The sequence below is a fragment of the Streptomyces sp. NPDC001415 genome (assembly GCF_053597395.1).
In genome coordinates, this window is sequence record NZ_JBSFIE010000010.1 from 168,427 (window position 1) to 187,217 (window position 18,791).

19 protein-coding genes are annotated in these 18,791 nt (G+C 70.5%); 6 read left to right on the forward strand and 13 right to left on the reverse strand.

Annotation, left to right across the window (positions count from 1 at the left end; genetic code table 11):
* Positions 1 to 18 precede the first annotated feature (18 nt).
* Positions 19 to 714, forward strand: coding sequence for an ester cyclase (locus ACWC2B_RS16390; protein ID WP_450717127.1), 696 nt, complete (start codon positions 19 to 21; stop codon positions 712 to 714).
* Between the two features lie 150 nt (positions 715 to 864).
* Here ACWC2B_RS16390 and groL read toward each other — a convergent pair whose 3' ends face one another.
* Both groL and groES read right to left on the reverse strand, forming a co-directional pair.
* On the reverse strand, positions 865 to 2,493 hold the full coding sequence (gene groL, locus ACWC2B_RS16395; RefSeq protein WP_450717128.1) for a chaperonin GroEL: 1,629 nt from the start codon (positions 2,491 to 2,493) through the stop codon (positions 865 to 867).
* A gap of 136 nt (positions 2,494 to 2,629) precedes the next feature.
* Positions 2,630 to 2,938 carry a co-chaperone GroES gene (gene groES / locus ACWC2B_RS16400; RefSeq protein WP_053727656.1) on the reverse strand — a complete coding sequence of 103 codons (309 nt, stop codon included), beginning with the start codon at positions 2,936 to 2,938 and terminating at the stop codon, positions 2,630 to 2,632.
* A 233-nt stretch (positions 2,939 to 3,171) separates the two neighbouring features.
* Between groES and ACWC2B_RS16405 the strand changes: the two genes are divergently transcribed.
* From ACWC2B_RS16405 to ACWC2B_RS16420, 4 genes are all read left to right on the forward strand, one after another.
* Complete coding sequence (locus ACWC2B_RS16405; RefSeq protein WP_450717129.1) at positions 3,172 to 3,861, forward strand: response regulator transcription factor; 690 nt, start codon at positions 3,172 to 3,174, stop codon at positions 3,859 to 3,861.
* A 34-nt stretch (positions 3,862 to 3,895) separates the two neighbouring features.
* A complete protein-coding gene (locus ACWC2B_RS16410; RefSeq protein ID WP_450717130.1) occupies positions 3,896 to 5,203 on the forward strand; it encodes a sensor histidine kinase in 1,308 nt (435 codons plus the stop codon).
* Between the two features lie 213 nt (positions 5,204 to 5,416).
* A complete protein-coding gene (locus ACWC2B_RS16415) occupies positions 5,417 to 6,550 on the forward strand; it encodes an LCP family protein (protein WP_450717131.1) in 1,134 nt (377 codons plus the stop codon).
* On the forward strand, positions 6,547 to 7,959 hold the full coding sequence (locus ACWC2B_RS16420; protein WP_450717211.1) for an FtsW/RodA/SpoVE family cell cycle protein: 1,413 nt from the start codon (positions 6,547 to 6,549) through the stop codon (positions 7,957 to 7,959). Before ACWC2B_RS16415 ends, ACWC2B_RS16420 begins: the two co-directional genes overlap by 4 nt.
* Here the strand turns inward: ACWC2B_RS16420 and ACWC2B_RS16425 are convergent.
* The gene (locus ACWC2B_RS16425; protein WP_450717132.1) at positions 7,950 to 8,843 is read right to left on the reverse strand and encodes a polysaccharide deacetylase family protein; all 894 of its coding nucleotides are present in this window, start codon (positions 8,841 to 8,843) and stop codon (positions 7,950 to 7,952) included. The genes ACWC2B_RS16420 and ACWC2B_RS16425 overlap by 10 nt on opposite strands.
* Before the next feature lie 112 nt (positions 8,844 to 8,955).
* On the opposite strand from ACWC2B_RS16425, the gene ACWC2B_RS16430 reads away from it, so the two are divergent.
* Entirely contained in the window at positions 8,956 to 10,158 is a 1,203-nt protein-coding gene (locus ACWC2B_RS16430) for a class I SAM-dependent methyltransferase (RefSeq protein WP_450717133.1), read from the forward strand.
* Positions 10,159 to 10,360: 202 nt separating this feature from the next.
* Here ACWC2B_RS16430 and ACWC2B_RS16435 read toward each other — a convergent pair whose 3' ends face one another.
* The 10 genes from ACWC2B_RS16435 to rimI form a co-directional block, all read right to left on the reverse strand.
* Positions 10,361 to 10,726: a hypothetical protein gene (locus ACWC2B_RS16435; RefSeq protein WP_450717134.1), complete on the reverse strand. Its 366-nt coding sequence runs from the start codon at positions 10,724 to 10,726 to the stop codon at positions 10,361 to 10,363.
* A 67-nt stretch (positions 10,727 to 10,793) separates the two neighbouring features.
* Positions 10,794 to 11,414, reverse strand: a complete 621-nt coding sequence (locus ACWC2B_RS16440) for a hypothetical protein (protein ID WP_450717135.1) — start codon at positions 11,412 to 11,414, stop codon at positions 10,794 to 10,796.
* Positions 11,415 to 11,521: 107 nt separating this feature from the next.
* Positions 11,522 to 12,136 (reverse strand): HD domain-containing protein, encoded by a 615-nt coding sequence (locus ACWC2B_RS16445; RefSeq protein ID WP_450717136.1) that lies wholly within the window; start codon positions 12,134 to 12,136, stop codon positions 11,522 to 11,524.
* 133 nt (positions 12,137 to 12,269) lie between these two features.
* Positions 12,270 to 12,746 (reverse strand): VOC family protein, encoded by a 477-nt coding sequence (locus tag ACWC2B_RS16450; RefSeq protein ID WP_450717137.1) that lies wholly within the window; start codon positions 12,744 to 12,746, stop codon positions 12,270 to 12,272.
* 251 nt (positions 12,747 to 12,997) lie between these two features.
* Positions 12,998 to 13,354 (reverse strand): YciI family protein, encoded by a 357-nt coding sequence (locus tag ACWC2B_RS16455; RefSeq protein WP_450717138.1) that lies wholly within the window; start codon positions 13,352 to 13,354, stop codon positions 12,998 to 13,000.
* A 184-nt stretch (positions 13,355 to 13,538) separates the two neighbouring features.
* Complete coding sequence (helR, locus tag ACWC2B_RS16460) at positions 13,539 to 15,719, reverse strand: RNA polymerase recycling motor ATPase HelR (RefSeq protein ID WP_450717139.1); 2,181 nt, start codon at positions 15,717 to 15,719, stop codon at positions 13,539 to 13,541.
* A gap of 211 nt (positions 15,720 to 15,930) precedes the next feature.
* Positions 15,931 to 16,779 carry a polysaccharide deacetylase family protein gene (locus ACWC2B_RS16465; RefSeq protein WP_450717140.1) on the reverse strand — a complete coding sequence of 283 codons (849 nt, stop codon included), beginning with the start codon at positions 16,777 to 16,779 and terminating at the stop codon, positions 15,931 to 15,933.
* Between the two features lie 113 nt (positions 16,780 to 16,892).
* The gene (locus tag ACWC2B_RS16470) at positions 16,893 to 17,144 is read right to left on the reverse strand and encodes a hypothetical protein (protein WP_450717141.1); all 252 of its coding nucleotides are present in this window, start codon (positions 17,142 to 17,144) and stop codon (positions 16,893 to 16,895) included.
* Complete coding sequence (gene tsaD / locus ACWC2B_RS16475; RefSeq protein ID WP_450717212.1) at positions 17,141 to 18,289, reverse strand: tRNA (adenosine(37)-N6)-threonylcarbamoyltransferase complex transferase subunit TsaD; 1,149 nt, start codon at positions 18,287 to 18,289, stop codon at positions 17,141 to 17,143. Before tsaD ends, ACWC2B_RS16470 begins: the two co-directional genes overlap by 4 nt.
* Positions 18,286 to 18,768 carry a ribosomal protein S18-alanine N-acetyltransferase gene (gene rimI, locus ACWC2B_RS16480; protein WP_450717213.1) on the reverse strand — a complete coding sequence of 161 codons (483 nt, stop codon included), beginning with the start codon at positions 18,766 to 18,768 and terminating at the stop codon, positions 18,286 to 18,288. The genes tsaD and rimI overlap by 4 nt, the downstream gene beginning before the upstream one ends.
* Positions 18,769 to 18,791 lie beyond the last annotated feature (23 nt).

The following is an 18,791-nucleotide window of genomic DNA, read 5'->3' on the forward strand; positions in this document are numbered from 1 at the left end:
ACCGCACCGGGAGGCGCCATGAGATTCGCACAGGTAATCGACTTCAAGACCGAGCGGTTCGAGGACATGGACCGGCTCATGGACCAGTGGGTCGAGGCGACCAAGGGCAAGCGGACCGCCACGCGCGGGCTCATCGGCAAGGACCGCGCCGACGGGGCCCACTTCGTCGAGATCATCGAATTTCCCTCGTACGACGAGGCCATGGCGAACTCCAAGCTCCCGGAGACCGACCGGATCTTCCAGGAGATGGTGGCGCTCTGCGACGGCATGCCCACCTTCACGGACCTCGATGTCGTCCGCGAAGAGCAGTTGAACGCCGCAACTTCCCGGCGGTTCTTCCACGAGATCGCGGTCGGCGGCAACCTCGACGCCATCGAGGAGGTGTTCGCGGCCGACTACGCCGACCACGACATCATCAAGGAGCAAGAAACCACCGTCGGCTCCGACGTCATCCGCGGCGACGTCACCGGATGGCGGGACGGCTTCGACTTCACCTTCTCGCTCGACCGGCAGATCTGCGAGGGCGACGACGTGGTGACGCTGTGGACGTGGACCGGCACCCACAAGGGCGACTTCATGGGCATCCCGCCCACCGGAAAGAAGGTGTCCATGACCGGCACCACGATCTTCCGGTTCAAGAACGACAAGATCCAGGAAGGCTGGTGGCACTACGACGCCCTCGGCCTGATGAAGCAGCTCGGCGTCTCGGGCTGACCCGCCCCGCCGCCCCGCGAAACGGAAGGCCCCCGCTCCCGCCAGTGGCGGAAACGGGGGCCTTCCCACGTCGTACGACCTCACGCGCCCAGGACGTACATCACGTTCCCTGGATGTACATCACGCCCTCAGGACGTCATGACACTCGGGTCAGTGGCTGTGGCCGTGACCGTGGCCGTGACCGGCCTCGGGCTCCTCCTCGGCCGGCTTCTCGACGACCAGGGTCTCGGTCGTGAGCAGCAGGGAGGCGATGGAGGCGGCGTTCTCCAGGGCGGAGCGGGTGACCTTGACCGGGTCGATGACGCCGGCCTTGACCAGGTCGCCGTACTCGCCGGTGGCGGCGTTGAAGCCGAAGCCCTTGTCGAGCTCGCCCACCTTGGAGGTGATGACGTAGCCCTCAAGGCCGGCGTTCTCGGCGATCCAGCGCAGCGGCTCGACGACGGCGCGGCGGACGACCGCGACACCGGTGGCCTCGTCGCCGGTCTTGTCGAGGTTGCCCTCCAGGACCTTGGCGGCGTGCACCAGGGCGGAGCCACCACCGGAGACGATGCCCTCCTCGACCGCGGCGCGGGTCGCGGAGATGGCGTCCTCCAGACGGTGCTTGCGCTCCTTGAGCTCGACCTCGGTGGCGGCACCGACCTTGATCACGCACACGCCGCCGGCCAGCTTCGCGAGGCGCTCCTGGAGCTTCTCGCGGTCCCAGTCGGAGTCCGTGGCCTCGATCTCGGCCTTGATCTGGTTGACGCGGCCCTCGACGTCGGCGCTGTTGCCGCCGCCGTCGACGATCGTGGTGTCGTCCTTGGTGATGGTGACGCGGCGCGCGGTGCCGAGCACCTCAAGACCGGCCTGGTCGAGCTTGAGGCCGACCTCTTCGGCGATGACGGTCGCACCGGTGAGGGTGGCGATGTCCTGCAGCATGGCCTTGCGGCGGTCGCCGAAGCCCGGGGCCTTGACGGCCACGGCGTTGAACGTGCCGCGGATCTTGTTGACGACCAGGGTGGAGAGCGCCTCGCCCTCGACGTCCTCGGCGATGATCAGGAGCGGCTTGGAGGCGCCGGCCTGGATGACCTTCTCCAGGAGCGGCAGCAGGTCCTGGATCGAGGAGATCTTGCCCTGGTTGATCAGGATGTACGGGTCGTCGAGGACGGCCTCCATACGCTCCTGGTCGGTGACCATGTAGTGCGAGAGGTAGCCCTTGTCGAAGGCCATGCCCTCGGTGAACTCAAGCTCCACACCGAAGGTGTTGGACTCCTCGACGGTGATGACACCGTCCTTGCCGACCTTGTCCATGGCCTCGGCGATGAGCTCGCCGATCTGCTTGTCCTGGGCGGACAGCGCGGCGACGGCGGCGATGTCGGTCTTGTCCTCGATCGGACGGGCGGTCGCGAGGAGCTCGTCGGAGACGGCCTTGACCGCGGCGTCGATGCCCTTCTTCAGGGCGGCCGGGGAGGCGCCGGCGGCGACGTTGCGCAGACCCTCGCGGACCAGCGCCTGGGCCAGCACGGTCGCGGTGGTGGTGCCGTCACCCGCGATGTCGTTGGTCTTGGTCGCCACCTCCTTGACGAGCTGGGCGCCCAGGTTCTCGTACGGGTCGTCGAGCTCGACCTCGCGCGCGATGGTGACACCGTCGTTGGTGATGGTGGGGGCGCCGAACTTCTTGTCGATGACGACGTTGCGGCCCTTGGGGCCGATCGTCACCTTGACGGTGTCGGCAAGCTTGTTGACGCCGCGCTCAAGGGCGCGACGGGCGTCCTCGTCGAACTTCAGGATCTTCGCCATGGGAGCGGTTCAGCCCTCTCGAAAACTCGGGTTAATGACACTGCGCCCCTCGCCGCCCGGCAATCAGCGGGGTGACCAGGGGCGCAGCTTTCAAAGCATTCGCTTCGAAGTCGAAGTACTCGCGTACTTCGGTGAATTACTTCTCGATGATCGCGAGCACGTCGCGGGCCGAGAGGACGAGGTACTCCTCGCCGTTGTACTTCACCTCGGTGCCGCCGTACTTGCTGTACAGCACGATGTCGCCGGTGCTGACGTCGAGCGGCAGACGCTCGCCGTTCTCGAAGCGGCCCGGACCCACGGCCAGGACGACGCCCTCCTGGGGCTTCTCCTTGGCGGTGTCCGGAATGACCAGGCCGGAGGCCGTGGTCTGCTCGGCGTCGAGCGGCTGGACCACAATGCGGTCCTCAAGCGGCTTGATGGCAACCTTGGAGCTGGCGGTCGTCACGATCCGGTCTCCCCCTTCGGAGATCTCACGGGGTTAACTGTCAGGGGTGGCGACCAGGTGGATCCGTCGTCGCGGGTGCCGGACCTGCCCGTCGCTACTTGGCACTCTCCGGTGGGGAGTGCCAGAAGCGAGACTAGGACGGTGATTAGCACTCGGTCAAGCGGAGTGCCAATCTGCCACCGCCGCGGCGGATGCTTCCCGGGCTTCTGACCACCTGTGTGACCCTGGACGGCATGCGCATTCTGGTCGTCGAGGACGAAACCGGGCTCGCCGACTCGCTGCGTCGGGGCATCTCCGCCGAGGGGCACTGGGTCGACCTCGCGCACGACGGCCACCGCGGGCTCGACCTCGCGCTCACCGGCGGGTACGACGCGATCGTGCTCGACCTGATGCTGCCGGGGCTCAGCGGCTACGAGATCTGCCGCCGGATGCGGCGGCTCGGCGACCTCACTCCTGTCCTGATGCTGACCGCCAAGGACGGCGAGTACGACGAGGCCGACGGGCTCGACTCGGGCGCCGACGACTATCTGACCAAGCCCTTCTCGTTCGTGGTGCTGCTCGCCCGGCTCCGCGCGCTCGGCCGCCGGGCCGGGGCCGCGCGCCCGGGCCCGCTCCAGGCCGGCGACCTCACTCTCGACCCGGCCGCCCGGCGCTGCCGGCGCGGCGAGTCCGAGATCGAGCTGACCGCCCGCGAACTGGCGGTCCTTGCCTGCCTGATGGCCGAGCCGGGCCGGGCCGTCTCCAAGCAGCACATCCTGGACGAGGTCTGGGACACCGCCGCGGGACCGGACGGCGGGATCGACCCGAACATCGTCGAGGTCTATGTCTCTTCGCTCAGGAAGAAGATCGATTCTCCGTTCGGTCGTCGATCGATCCTGACCGTGCACGGGGTGGGCTACCGGATGGCGCCCGATGGGGGCTGAGTCGCCGAGGACGCGACGGTTCCTGCCCAGGACCGTGCGGGGAAAGGTCGCCGGGGCCGCCGCCCTCGCGATGGCGCTGCTGCTCGCCGCGGGCGGGATCTGGCTCTACATCGTGCTGCGCTCCAACCTCCTGGACAACACCACAGGCCGCACCGAACTGGCCGCCCGCAAGGTCGCGGCCCAGGTCGACACCGGGACCGTACGCGCGCAGCTGCCGCCGCCGGACGACGGCGTCGACCTCGTCGTCGTGCTCGACGAGGCGGGCCGGGTCACCGCCGCGAGCCAGGAGACCGGCGCCGCCGAGGAGTTGGCCGGGCTGCGCCCGCCGGACGGCCAGGACTCGGCCTCCCGGCTCCTGAACGACGCGGGCCGCCACGAGGTCGCCGTCGTCGTACGCGCCCAGCTCCCCGGCGGCCCCGCGAGCTACGTGTACGGGATGACCGTACTCAGCGACGTCGACGACGCGACCGGCGCCATCGGGTGGGCGCTGCTCGCCAGCGCCCCGCCGCTGATCGCGCTCGCCGCCGCCATCGCCTGGGCCGGCACCGGGCTCGCCCTGCGCCCGGTGACCTCGATCCGCACCGAGCTGGCCGAGGTCAGCTCCAGCGAACTGGATCGGCGGGTCCCCGACCCCGGCGGCGCCGACGAGATCGCGCTGCTCGCCCGGACCGTGAACGCCACCCTGGACCGGCTCGAACAGGCCCACGTCCGCCAGCGCGAGTTCGTCGCCGATGCCTCGCACGAGCTGCGCAACCCGATCGCCGCGGTCCGGTCCCGGCTCGAAGTCGCCCTCGCCGCACCGGACTTGGCGTCGGTGCGGGCCGCCCTCGACGACACCGAGCGGCTTCAGCGGATCGCCGCCGACCTGCTCCTCCTGGCCCGCCTCGACGCCCACCCGCAGCCCCTGGCCGAGCCGGTCGACCTGACGCTGCTCGCGGCCGAGGACACCGCGCGCCGGCGGGCCGCCCGGGTCCCGGTCGAGCTGGCCGCGGACGCTCCCGTGCCGGTGCGCGGCGACCCGGCGCAGCTGGAGCGGATGCTGGCCAACCTCGTCGACAACGCGGTGCGGCACGCCCGTACCGCGGTACGGGTGCGGGCCGACCGGGACGGGAACGACGCCGTCCTCGAAGTCGCTGACGACGGGCCCGGCATCCCGGCCGCCGACCGGTCCCGGATCTTCGAGCGCTTCGTACGCCTCGACGCCGCCCGCGCCAGGGAGAGCGGCGGCACCGGGCTCGGGCTCGCGATCGCCCGCGCGATCGCCCGGGCGCACGGTGGAGAGCTGTCGGTGGGGGCGGGTCCGGGCGCGACGTTCACGGTGCGGCTGCCGGGGCGGTTCTGAAGCCGTGGGGAAGCCGGGGTGCTGAAGCCGTTGGGGGCCCGGCGGTTCTGAAGGCGTCTTCAGGACTCTCAGGTTTCCTTCAGCGCTGGTGCCGCAGCATCGGTCGGCGTGAGCCACCGTCGAATGAGCCGCAGTCGAACCAGCCGAATCAGTCACCCCGGTCGCACCAGTCACACCAGTCGCATCAACCGCCGCCGTAAGCGTTCCGGCCCGATGCGCCTGGTGCGTACGCTCGCCGTCGCCGCCGTCGTCCTGGTGCTGTGCGCGCTGGCCGGCGGCTGGTACCTCTACCGCGATCTGGCCGGCAGCGTCGGCACCTCGCACGCGCTCGGCGACAACGCGCCCAAGTCCGTCGGCGGGGACACCAACATCCTGCTGATGGGCCTGGACAGCCGCAAGGACCAGAACGGCGACGACCTGCCGCCCGAGGTACTCGACAAGTTGCACGCGGGCAGTTCCGACATCGGCGGCTACAACACCAACACCCTGATCCTGCTGCACGTGCCGGCCGACGGCAGCAGGGCGAAGGCGTTCTCGGTGCCCCGCGACGACCTGGTCGACATAGCGGGCCACGGCCAGGACAAGATCAAGAAGGCGTACGGCCTGGAGAAGGCCCGCACCGAGGAGAAGCTGGCCGCGCAGGGCGTGACCGACAAGGGGAAGCTGGAGACGGCGGGCCGCGAGGCGGGCCGCCGGGCCGAGATCGAGACCGTGCGCGGCTTCCTCGGGGTGCCCATCGACCACTTCGCCGAGGTGAATCTCGCCGGGTTCTACCACCTGGCCGACGCCCTGGACGGGGTGACGGTCTGCCTGAAGAAGCCCGTGAAGGACAAGTACTCGGGCGCCGACTTCCCGGCCGGGAAGCAGACCCTGAACGGGCAGCAGTCCCTCGCGTTCGTGCGGCAGCGGCACGGCCTCGACGGCGGCGACCTGGACCGTACGCGCCGCCAGCAGGCGTTCCTCGCCTCGGCGGCGCACAAGCTCGACTCGGTGGGCACCTTCACCGACCCGGTCCGGCTGCTGAACCTGCTGAATGTGGCCAAGCAGGACCTCGTCACCGACAAGGGCTGGGACCTGATGTCGTTCATCAAGCAGGCCAAGAACCTCTCGGGCGGCAACGTCGAGTTCACGACCCTGCCGATCGAGCGGTTCGCCAAGCACCGGGGCGAGGACGTCAACATCGTCGACCCGGCGAAGATCAAGCGGCTGGTCGCGGAGGGCATCAGCCCCGTGCGCTCGACCCCGCCCAGCGCGCCCGAGGGCTCCCCGGCGCCGGGTTCGAGCAAGGCGCCGACCGCGCCGACCGGTCCGGTCATCGACGGCGGCGGCATCCCGTGCGTCGACTGAGCCGGACCGTCGGGCCCGTCGCGGCTCGGCGCCGGCGCTCGGAGGCGCTGCTCCTGCTGCTCGTCGTCGCCGTGACCACGTTCGGCCACGCGGCGGCCGCGATGGCCATGACGGGTCAACTCCCGCGCGCCACCTATGAGTTCGCTGCCTGCATGACGCTGATCGCGCTCGCCGGGCATCTCACGGTGCGCCGGTACGCCGCGTACGCCGACCCTCTGATCCTGCCGCTCGCCCTGCTCCTGTCGGGCCTCGGCCTGGTGCTGCTGTACCGGCTCGATCCCACGTACGCGCACAAGTTCAAGGCGGAGGCGACCGCGTCGGGCCAGCTCGTCTGGACGGTCATCGGCTTCGCGGTCGCGCTCGCCGCCCTGGCCGTGCTGCGCGACCACCGCCGCCTCCAGCGCTACATCTACCTCTGCATGGCCACGGCGCTGGTGCTGCTCATGGCCCCGGCGTTCTTCCCCGGCGACACCTACGGCGCCAAGCGCTGGATCTTCGTCGGCTCGTTCTCGCTGCAGCCCGGCGAGTTCGTCAAGATCATGATCGCGGTGTTCTTCGCGGGCTATCTCGTCGTCCACAAGGACTCGCTCGCGCTCACCGGCCGCAAGGTGCTCGGGGTCCGGCTGCCGCCCGGCCGCCAGCTCGCGCCGATCCTGACCATCTGGGTGGTGAGCCTGCTCGTCCTGGTCTTCGAGCGCGACCTGGGCACCTCGCTGATCTTCTTCGGCCTGTTCGTGGTGATGCTGTACGTCGCCACCCAGCGCACCAGCTGGATTCTGACCGGCATCGTGATGGCGGCGGCCGGGGCGTTCGTCGTCGGCTCGACCGAGCCGCACGTCAAGGGCCGTATCGTCGCCTGGCTGCACCCCTTCGACATCTATCTGCCGCCCGCGCAGCGCCCGCCGGGCCTCATCTCCGACCAGGCGGCCCAGGCCCTGTTCAGCTTCGGCAGCGGCGGCATGACCGGCACCGGGCTCGGCCGGGGCCACCCCGAACTCGTGGGCTTCGCGGGCCGCAGCGACTTCATCCTGACCACGGTCGGCGAGGAACTGGGCCTGGCCGGGACGATGGCGGTCCTCGCCCTGTACGCGCTGCTCGTGCAGCGGGGGCTGCGCGCCGCGCTCGCCGCGCACGACGGCTTCGGCAAGCTGCTCGCCACCGGCCTCGCCGCGGCCCTCGCGCTCCAGGTGTTCGTGGTGGCGGGCGGAGTGACGGGCCTGATCCCGCTGACCGGCAAGGCGCTGCCGTTCCTCGCCAAGGGCGGCTCGTCGCTGGTCGCGAACTGGCTGATGATCGCGCTGCTCATCCGGATCAGCGACAGCGGCGAGCGCGGCCGGGAGGCCGAACGGTCCGCTCCCGAGGGGGAGTTGACGCAACCGTCGGCCTCCGCCCGGCCCCGTCACACATAGTCCTCCAGGCGGGCCACGGCGTACCCCTTGTCGGTGATCACCTTCATCACCTGCCGGATCATGTCGGGCATGGTGCCGTTCCAGTCCTGCGGCCCGCGGAAGTGGGTGAGAATGATGTCGCCGGGGTGAAGGTCGCGGTCCCACTCGCGCCATTCCATGTGGTCGGTGAAGGCCTCGGCGGCCCACAGCGGCGCGGCCTTGATGCCGCAGGACTGGGCGGCCCTGAGGGTCTCCTCGTTGTAGTTGCCGTACGGCGGCCGGAACAGCCGGGGCCGCACGCCCGCCCACTGGCCGATCTTGTCCTGCTGGTCGCAGATCTCGTGCCGCTGCTCGTCGTAGGAGAGCGCGGGCAGGTAGCGGTGGTTGAGGGTGTGGTTGTTGAGGGTGACCCCGAGTCCCTGCATCTTCCTGAAGTAGTCGTGGTCGTCCTTGACCAGGTAGTCGCTGAGGAACGCGCTGTAGGGGATGCGGAGTTCCTGCATCATCTTCAAAAAGGCGGGGTCCTTCTCGGCGCCGTCGTCGATCGTCAGGAAGACGATCCGGTCCTTGGTGGGGACGGTGGTGAAGACCGGCGGCAGCGAGTCGCCGCCGTCCGTCTCGAAGCCGGGGCGGTTGGTGATCCTCGGCTTGACGGCGGGCGGCGGGGGCGCGAGCAGCGGCGGCTTGGCGAGCCCCCACTTCTTGACGGCCGCGAGCCGGGCGGCCTCGGTGCTCCGGAGCTGATCGGAGGCGCTGACGGGGCCCTTCCTGGCGGCCTCGGCGCCCGGACGGCCGGTGCCGCCGTCCTCGGAGGAGCAGCCGGAGGCGAGCAGGAGGGCGCCGAGCCCGAGAGCGACACAGGCGACCTTCGTCCGGTATTTACCCTTTTGTCGTACTAGTTGCATGGCGCCGCATCCTGTCAGGCGCGGGCCCCGCGGCCCGTACGACACCGCCGTCACGGGCGCACCATCGCCCGCCTGGCCCACAGCGGCGCGGCGGCTGGACGACAATGGCGGGGTGAACGACCTCGACACCTTCTCCCTCCTGCTCACCGACGAGGGCCGCGCCCTGCTCGCATCACTGCGGGAGTACGACCCGTCCCAGGAGCTGGCGGTCGCCACACGGCTGCGCCGCGAGCACGACGCGGGCCTGGTGTCGGCGGCGCTCGGGCAGGCGCGGCTGCGGCAGCGGGCGGTGGCGAAGTTCGGCGCGGCCGACGCGCACCGGATGTTCTTCACGCCGAACGGCGTCGAGCAGTCGACCCGCACGTCGGTCGCCGCCCACCGCGCGGACGTCTTCGCATCCCGTGGCGTACGGAGCGTGGCGGACCTGTGCTGCGGCATCGGCGGCGACGGGCTCGCCCTCGCGCGGGCCGGGATCTCGGTCCTGGCGGTCGACCGCGACCCGCTGACGGCGGCGGTGGCCCGCGCCAACGCGGAGGCGCTGGGCCTCGCGGACCTGATCGAGGTGCGCTGCGCGGATGTGACGGAGATCGATACGACGCCGTACGACGCGGTCTTCGTCGACCCGGCGCGTCGCGGCGGCCGGGGCCGCATTTTCGACCCGGAGGCGTACTCGCCACCCCTGTCGTGGGCGATTTCAGCGGCGCTCAAGGCGCCCTTCGCCGCGCTGAAGATCGCCCCCGGCATCCCGCACGAGGCGATCCCGCCGCAGGCCGAGGCGGAGTGGATCTCGGACGCCGGCGACGTGAAGGAAGCGGTGCTGTGGTTCGGCACCGGCGTGACCCCGGGCGCCTTCCGCGCCACCGTGCTGCCCGCGGCCGCCGCGCTGTGGACCGCGGCCCCGCTCCCGGCGCCGCCGGTGGGCCCGGTCGGCCGCTACCTGTACGAGCCGGACGGCGCGGTCATCCGCGCGCACCTGGTCGCCGAGATCGTCGAGCGGTGCGGGGGCCGTCTGATCGACGAGACGATCGCGTACGTGACGAGCGACGAGCCGTACGCGTCCCCGTACACCTCGGCGTACGAGATCACCGACCAACTCCCGTTCAACATGAAGAAGTTGAAGGCGTTGTTGCGGGAGCGGGGGGTGGGCGTCCTGACGGTGAAGAAGCGCGGCTCGGCGGTGGAGCCGGAGGAGGTGCGGCGCAAGGTGAAGCCCCAGGGGCCCCATGCGGCGACGGTGTTCCTGACGCGGGTGTCGGGTGCCCCGACGATGCTGATCGGCAAGCCTGTACCGCGCCCCGCCCCGCCCCTTCCCTAAACCCTCCGGGGGTGGTGGGGGCAAAGGTTGTTCATTGGGGCTCCGCCCCAAACCCCGTTCGCGCCTGAAGGGCGCTCGTCCTTAAACGCCGGACAGGCTGGGAATGCTCGGCCCCAGGATCAACCCTGCTAGGGGCGCGGGGAACTGCGCGACCAGCCCCGAGCCGGCCCGCGCTCAAACATCCGCACCCCCGGCGGAGCGCCTAGCCGAGGTCGGTCAGTTCGTCCGCGTAGACCTGGGACAGGGGCTGGGGCCCCACATACTGCTGGCAGTTGCACTGGGCCGATTCGAACCGCAGCGGCTTCTTGCTCTCGTCCCAGGCGACCGGAACTTCGACCCGCTCATGGCACTTACCGGCCTTGTCGTGCTTGGCCAAGTGGTGCGTGCACCCGCACACCGGCTCCGGTGGCTTGTGCGCGGCCTCCACGGCGAGACGTTCCTGCTTGGCCGCCTCAAGCCGCTCCATCTTGCGCTCGTGCCGGGTGCGCAACGCGGTCCGGGCATTGTCGATCGCCCAGCCGAACCCGCCCATCCAGAAAACGATCAGAATCCACCAGTACCAGGCCATTGCGACCGTCCTTCCCCCGGGATGTGTCACCGCATCGCGCTGCGGCACCCCAAGGATAGGCCCGGGTTCAGCGCCCTGTTCCTGGGGCCAGGGACCGCAGCACCCAGCGCCGGTGAGCGGACGCCTTCACGACGCCGACCAGCCCGGTCAGCCAGCAGATGAGGCCGAGCCCCATGCCGTAGACGACGAGGGCGTACGTGTCGTGGCCCGGGTCGGCGGTCGCGGGCAGCACCAGGCAGAGGGCGAGGCCGCCCGCACACAGCAGCACCGAGGGAACCAGCCAGGCGAGGCTCAGGCCGGGCCTGCGCAGGTTCCGGTCGAGTACGGGGTCGCGGTCCAACTCGCCCCATTGGCGCAGGAGTTCATGGATCCGGCGGTCCTTGCGCAGCCCGAACCCGACGGCGAGCCCGGTCGGGATCATCACGCCGAGGCCGAGCAGCAGGAACACCCCGCCGACGATCGCGGTGAGGACGTCGGTCAGCGAGGTGAGCGCGGTGCCGACCAGCGACCAGCCGAGCGCGAAGAGCGCCGCCCACAGCCAGTGCAGCCCGAGCCGCCCGACCCCCAGATACCCCTTGACCAGCGTCTCCAGGACCCGCGCCCGGTCGGCGAGCAGCGCGTTGCGGTCGGGCCAGGCGCGTATCTCGGCCGGGGGCGGCGAGGGCGGAAGCGGCGAACGGGGCGACATGCGCCAGAGATTAGCGGGGGCGCCCTCCGGGCCGGACCCCACCCCGCCTCATGTGTCCAACAGTTGGCCGGTACGCAGTCCACCGATCAGCCTTTGGACGCAGGCTCTCACCCGCGTTCGAGCGGGTTCGCCGCGACGCGAGCCGGCCAGTCGCCGGCCACCAGAGCGGCCGCCGCGCAGGCCGGCTTGCGCGCCGCCTGGTCCCGGAACAGCCCGACGAAGGCCTCGCCGAAACCCGCCCTCGGGTGGCTGCGCAGCAGACCGGCCCTGAACTCCGGGCCGAACGCGTCCAGGGTGCCGCCCGACACGTCGGCGGTCGTGCCGATCTGGAGGAGGTGGCTTTCCACGTCCTGCTCGGCGGACACGTCGTCCCGCATGTGCAGCACGATGATCTCGGCCGCCCGGTCCCGCCGCGCCACGTCCCAGCCGAGCCCGGCCGTGAACACCCGGGCGAGGTGCCCGCCGGCCTCCTCGAAGGGCAGGGTGTGACTGTCGAAGGGCGAGGTCAGCGCGAGGTCGTGCAGCAGCGCGGAGACGTACAACAGCTCGGCGTCGAACGAGAGTTGACGCTCGCGCGCGTACGCGGCACCGAAGACGTAGGACCGTACGGAATGGTGGTACAGCGCCTCGTCGGCATACTCGGCACACACCGTCCGCGCGGCCTCGCAGGCCCGCCCCCCGGGCATGACCACCCCGGCGATCCGCGTGCTGAGCCCGTTCATGATCCCCTCCCTGCACGGGCCCCGCACCCGCGCCGCCCTCAGCGTAAACCGCGGGTGAAGCAGGTCCGGCCGGGGGTCTCGGCCGGCAGGACGCCCCTCCAGGCCGTACGAACGAGTGGTGCGTGAGATCGCGTCACGCGTCCCGCAGCGCCTGGAGGTCGAGCTTCTTCATGCCCATGACGGCTCCCATGACCCGGTCGGACTTCTCCGCGTCCCGGCCGAGCAGCTCGGGGAGTTCGGCGGGGACGATCTGCCAGGACAGGCCGTACTTGTCCTTCAGCCAGCCGCAGGGTCCTTCTTCGCCGCCGTCGCTGAGCCGCGTCCAGAACCGGTCGATCTCCTCCTGGTTCTCGCAGGCCACCGAGAGCGAGATCGCCTCCGTGAAGGAGAACTGCGGGCCGCCGTTGAGGGCGGTGAACCTCTGCCCCGCGAGCTGGAAGTCGACCGTCATGACCGAGCCCGGCTCGCCCGGCGCCGACGCGGTGTAGTGGGTGATCCCCACGATCTTCGAGTCGCCGCCGAAGATCGAGACGTAGTGGTTGGCGGCTTCCTCGGCCTGGTTGTCGAACCAGAGGAAGGTGATGATCTTCTGCGTGATCTTCGCGGACATCCTTGGCCTCCTTGGCGTTGCCTGGCCCCCTACGGGCGGCATCAACAGGTAGACCGGCCCCGCGCGCGAAACTCATCGCCGTACGGCCCGGAGAATCGCCGTCTTCTCACGCCGTACGGCCCGGGAAGCCGCCGCCTCCTCGCGGCCCGGCCGTACCAGCAGATCACTGCGGCCATCGGGCGGCAACATTTCCCGGAACACCTCCCGAGGGGGCCGGGGCCGAAGCCCCGGCCGCAGGGGAGCGAGGAGGCCTAACCCTCGGCGATCTCCCGCACCTCCGAGGTGACGTCCCACTCCTTCTCGTGGATCCGCAGGAAACGCTTGGTCCACTCGATCGCCTCCGCCCTGTCCTTGGCCTGGATGATCGCGTAACCGCCCACGACCTCCTTGGACTCGGTGAACGGGCCGTCGGTGACGGTCAGTTGGCCGCCGTTCCAGCGGACCCGGGTGCCCTCGGCCGAGGGGGTGAGCCCGGCGGTGTCGAGCAGGACCCCGGCCTTGGTCATCTCGCCGATCAGGTCGCCCATCCGCTCCATGAGCTCGGGGCTGGGGCCGCCCGCGGGGGTGTTGTTCTCGTCGAGGCGGACGATCGTCAGGTAGCGCGGCATGGCCGTCTCCGTTTCTACGGATTCCGTGCGGGGCGGGGAGGGATTCCCCGCCTCTCACTCATACGTCGAACGGGAGGCGGCGCGATCGACACCGCCCCGGAAATCCGCCGGGATTTTTTTGACGACCTCAGGGCCTCGGGAGCCAGGACCTCAGGGGCTGGTCGGCCTCAGGAGCTGGTCGGCCTCAGCGGCTGGTCAGGATGACGAGCTGCTGCGTCGCCCGGGTCATCGCCACATAGCGGTCGACCGCCCCCTCGATGCCCTCGCCGAACCCCTCCGGGTCGACGAGCACGACCAGGTCGAACTCAAGCCCCTTCGACAGCTCCGGCGTCAACGACCGGACCCGGGACGTGGTTCGGGGCGTGGCCCGGAAGTCCGGGGCCCCGATGACGCAGGCGATCCCGTCGGCGTGCTCGGTGAGCCAGTCGTCCAGGACCGAGTCGAGCCGCGTGACGGATCCGTGGACCACCGGGATGCCGCTGCTGCGGATGGACGTCGGCACGTTGGCGTCCGGGAGCGCGGCCCGGATGACCGGCTCGGCCTCCGTCATGACCTCTTGTGGCGTGCGGTAGTTGATGCTGAGGGAAGCCACGTCGCTGCGGTCGAGCCCGATCCGCTCAAGGCGTTCCTGCCACGACTCGGTGAAGCCGTGCCGGGCCTGCGCGCGGTCGCCGACGATGGTGAAGCTGCGGGAGGGGCAGCGCAGGAGCAGCATCTGCCATTCCGCGTCCGTCAGTTCCTGGGCCTCGTCCACCACGATGTGCGCGAACGGTCCGGCAAGGAGGTCGGGTTCGGCGGTGGGCAGGGCGCTCTCGTCGATCAGGGCGTTCTGGAGGTCCTTGCCGCGCAGCATGCGCAGCGCGCCTTCGGCCTCGTCGCCGGCCGAGTTGAAGTTGGAGGCCGAGATGATCTCGTCGATGACGCCGGCCATGCGCTCGCGTTCGGCGGCGACCACGGCGTCGTGCTGCCGCTTGCGCCGTTCCGCCTCCCGGTCGCCGAGCCGCAGCCGTGCCGCGTCCAGGAGCGGCAGGTCGGACACCGTCCAGGCATGGGCGTCCGCGCGCCGCAGCTTGCGTACGTCGTCGGGGGTGAGCCAGGGCGCGCACATCCGCAGGTAGGCGGGGACCGACCACAGGTCGCCGACGAGGTCGGCCGCGTCAAGCAGCGGCCACGCGCTGTTGAGGGTCTCGGCCAACTCCCGGTCCTGGAGCAGCACTTCGCGGAACTCCTCGGGCGTGACATCGTCGCCGTCGTGCTTGTCGAGCAGGATCGAGACGAGCGCGTCCCAAACCAGCTCGCGCCCTTCGTTGTGCGGGGTGCTCGGTCCCGGCGCGTCGAACGCCTCGGCCCAGTCGTCGGCGGTCAGCCGGACGTCGGACCAGGGGGTCGTGACCGTCATGTCCCGGGTGGGCGGGTCCTCGTAGAACCGGACGGCCGTCTCGATCGCCTTCACCATGTCGGCGGACGACTTCAGGCGGGCCACGTCCGGGTCGCTCTCGTCCTTGGCCGCGGCCCCTTCGGTGACGAGGTCCCGCAGGATGCAGGTCTGCACGCCCTCCTCGCCGAGGCTGGGCAGGACGTCGGCGACGTAGTCCAGGTAGGGCCGGTGCGGGCCGACGAACAGGACTCCGCCGCGGCGGTGGCCGAGGCGCGGGTCGGAGTAGAGCAGATAGGCGGAGCGGTGCAGGGCGACGACGGTCTTGCCCGTACCGGGGCCGCCGTCGACGACGAGGGCTCCGCGCGATCCCGCCCGGATGATGGCGTCCTGGTCGGACTGGATGGTGGACAGGACGTCGCGCATCCGGGCCGAGCGGTTGGTGCCGAGGCTCGCGATGAAGGCGGACTGGTCGTCGAGGGCGGCGTGCCCTTCGAGCCCGTCGGCGCTGAACACCTCGTCCCAGTAGTCGCTGATCCGGCCGCGGGTCCAGCGGTAGCGGCGGCGGCTCGCCAGGCCCATCGGCTCGGCGTGGGTGGCCGCGAAGAACGGCTCGGCCGCGGGGGAACGCCAGTCGAGCAGCAGCCGGCGGCCCTCGCTGTCGGTGAGGCCGAGCCGTCCGATGTAGAGGGGCTCGGAGCCCTCGGCGCCGACGATGCGGCCGAGGCACAGGTCAAGCCCGAAGCGGCGCAGCGTGCGCAGGCGGGCGGTCACGTGGTGGACCTCGACGTCCCGGTCCATCACGGCCCGGCCGACGCCGCCGGGCGCCTTGCGCAGGGTGTCGAGGCGGTCGGACAGCTCGGCGATCGTCTGCTCAAGGCTTTCCGCGATGGCGGCGAAGTGCCGCTCGTCGTCGCCGATCAGCGTCGGATCGGCCTTGAGGGAAAGGCGGTCGGGAAGGTCGAAGGCGCTCGTGGTCAGGTGGTCCATGCCATCAGCTCCGTACAGCACACGCACTGAGTGAATCTCCCGTTTCCGCAGGTAGGGGACCTAGGCGAGAGATTGTGCGGCACGATGGGGGCCTTGCCGCAAGCCCCCCGGTGCGCTATATCTTGAGAGTGGCAGGGAGAGTGATTACTCCTTGCCTTCTTCTTTTTGTGCCGTCCGCACGAGAAGCGGCCGCCCGCCCCCGTCGCCCGCCCTAGAGGTAGTCCTCCAGGCGGGCCACCGTGAAGCCCTGCTCCTGGATGTGGCGGAGCATGTTCGCGGTCATCTCCGTCATGGACGCGCCCTTGAGCTCCTTCGGGCCGCGGAAGTGCGCCAGGATGATGTCGCCGGGGTGCAGCTTCTTGTCACCGCGCTGGTACTGCATGTTCGTGATCTGCATCGACTCGCGCCACAGCACGATCGCCTGGAGGTCGCAGGACTTGGCGGCGGTCCGTGTGTTCTCGTTCCAGTTGCCGTACGGGGGCCGGAAGAGCCGGGGCGCCTTGCCGTACTCCTTGCCCAGCTTCTGCTGCTGAGTGCATATCTCGTTCTTCTGCGCGGCTTCGCCCAGTGTGCGCAGGTTGGGGTGCGAGAGGGTGTGGTTCTCGATGGAGTTGCCGAGTTCCTGCAGCGGTTTGAAGTACCCGTAGTCGCCGCGGATGATGTCGTCGGTCAGGAACATCGTGAAGGGGACCTTCAGGTCCTTCATCATCTCGACGAACTTGGGGTCCTTCTCGGCCCCGTCGTCGAACGTCACGAAGACGATCTTGTCCTTGGTGGGGATGTCGCTCACCACCGGCACCTCGCCCGGCTTCGCCTTCACCGGCTTCTCGGCCGGGGGTGCGGGCGGCGCGGCGAACGGCTTGAGCCCCCACTTGCGGTACGCGGCCTCGGTCGCGGCCGCGCCTCCGCCCGGGGACGCCGACGCCGTACCGCTGCCCTTGGCGGACGGCGCGGACGCGGAGGGCGTGCTGCCCGATCCGCCGCCCGACGAGCAGCCCGCGACCATCAGAAGTCCGAAGACGGCCGCGCCGACCGCCTTCTTGCGCACGAGCCAGCCCATGTTCAATTACCCGTCCGTTTCAGCCGTCACCTGCTCTTAGGTGGATGCCGAAAACGGTTGCGAGGTTGCCTTGAACGATCAGAAGGCGACACATGCCGCCTCGGGCGGACGGCTCAGCCGACCGACTCGAAGCGCCAGCGGTGCACCGGCCTGGCCACCAACTCCCCGTCGGGCTCCGGGAGTTCGGGCAGCTCGGCGTCGTAGGGCGCATCCCACCAGGTGATCACGAGGACCCGGTCGCCGGGGGCTCGCAGGACCTCGCGGCGCAGCGGCGAACCGGCCACGGGCTGCTCCCGCACCCAGGCGAGCAGCTCGGCACCGCGGCCCTCGGCGGCCCGGGCCTCCCACATCAGCGCGACGGTCATGAGTACAGGTTCTTCTTGCTGACCTCGTGCACATGGTCGTGATCATGGGAGTGGGCGTGGTCATGCCCGTGGGAATGCGCCTCGCCCCGTTCCCGCGCCTCGCCCGGTACGTGCGGTTCGGTCACCGGCAGCGAGGAGTCCGCCGAGAGCTCCAGGTCGGAGGCGGGCCGGTTGCGGGCCACCATCTCCGCGCCGAGCGCGGCGACCATCGCGCCGTTGTCCGTGCACAGCCCGGGCCGCGGCACCCGCAGCCGGATCCCGGCCCGCTCGCAGCGCTCCTGGGCGAGCGCGCGGAGCCGGGAGTTGGCGGCGACCCCGCCGCCGATCATCAGGTGGTCGACGCCCTCGTCCTTGCAGGCCCGTACGGCCTTGCGGGTCAGCACGTCCACCACGGCCTCCTGGAAGGACGCGGCGACGTCGCGGACCGGGACCTCCTCGCCCGCGTTGCGCTTGGCCTCGATCCAGCGGGCCACGGCGGTCTTGAGGCCGGAGAAGGAGAAGTCGTACAGCGGATCGCGCGAGCCGGTCAGGCCGCGCGGGAACGCGATCGCCTTCGGGTCGCCCTCCTTGGCGAGCCGGTCGATGACCGGGCCGCCGGGGAAGCCGAGGTTCAGCACCCGGGCGATCTTGTCGAAGGCCTCGCCCGCCGCGTCGTCGATGGTGGCGCCCATGGGGCGGACATCGGCGGTGATGTCGGGGGCGAGCAGCAGCGAGGAGTGGCCGCCGGAGACGAGCAGCGCCATCGTCGGCTCGGGCAGCGGCCCGTGCTCCAGCTGGTCGACGCAGATGTGCGAGGCGAGGTGGTTGACCCCGTACAGCGGCTTGTTGAGGGCGTACGCGTACGCCTTGGCGGCCGAGACGCCGACAAGGAGCGCGCCCGCGAGGCCGGGGCCCGCGGTGACCGCGATGCCGTCGAGGTCCCGCGCGGAGACGCCGGCGGTCTTCAGGGCTCGCTCGATGGTCGGCACCATCGCTTCGAGGTGGGCCCGGGACGCGATCTCGGGGACCACGCCGCCGAACCGGGCGTGCGTGTCCACGCTGGAGGCGATGGCATCGGCGAGCAGCGTCGTACCGCGCACGATGCCGACGCCGGTCTCGTCGCAGGAGGTCTCGATGCCCAGTACGAGCGGTTCGTCAGCCATCAGTCAGTCTCTTCTGTTCCTTGGACGTGTTCCTGGACGGTCAGTCGCATCACGAGCGCGTCGACGTTGCCCGGCTGGTAGTAGCCGCGCCGGAACCCGATGGGCTCGAAGCCGAAGCGCTCGTAGAGCTTCTGGGCCCGGGTGTTGTCCACGCGCACTTCGAGCAGGACCTCGTCGCACTCGAAGGCGGTGGCGTGCTTGAGCAGATCGGTCAGGAGGCGGGCGCCGAGCCCGGTGCCCCACTGGTCGCGGGCGGCGGCGATGGTCTGCACGTCGGCGAGCCCGCCCGCCGCGGCGAGGCCGGCGTAGCCCACGAGCCGCCCTTCCCCGTTCTCGAAGGACTCGGCGACGACGTAGTGGCGCGTGGCGCCCGGCCCGCGCGCGTGCGCGAGCTCGGACCAGAACATCCCCGCCGACCAGGCGTCCTCGGGGAACAGCTCGTGTTCGAGTTCGAGCACGGGCGCGATGTCCCACCAGCGCATCTCGCGCAGTACGGCCCCGGTCG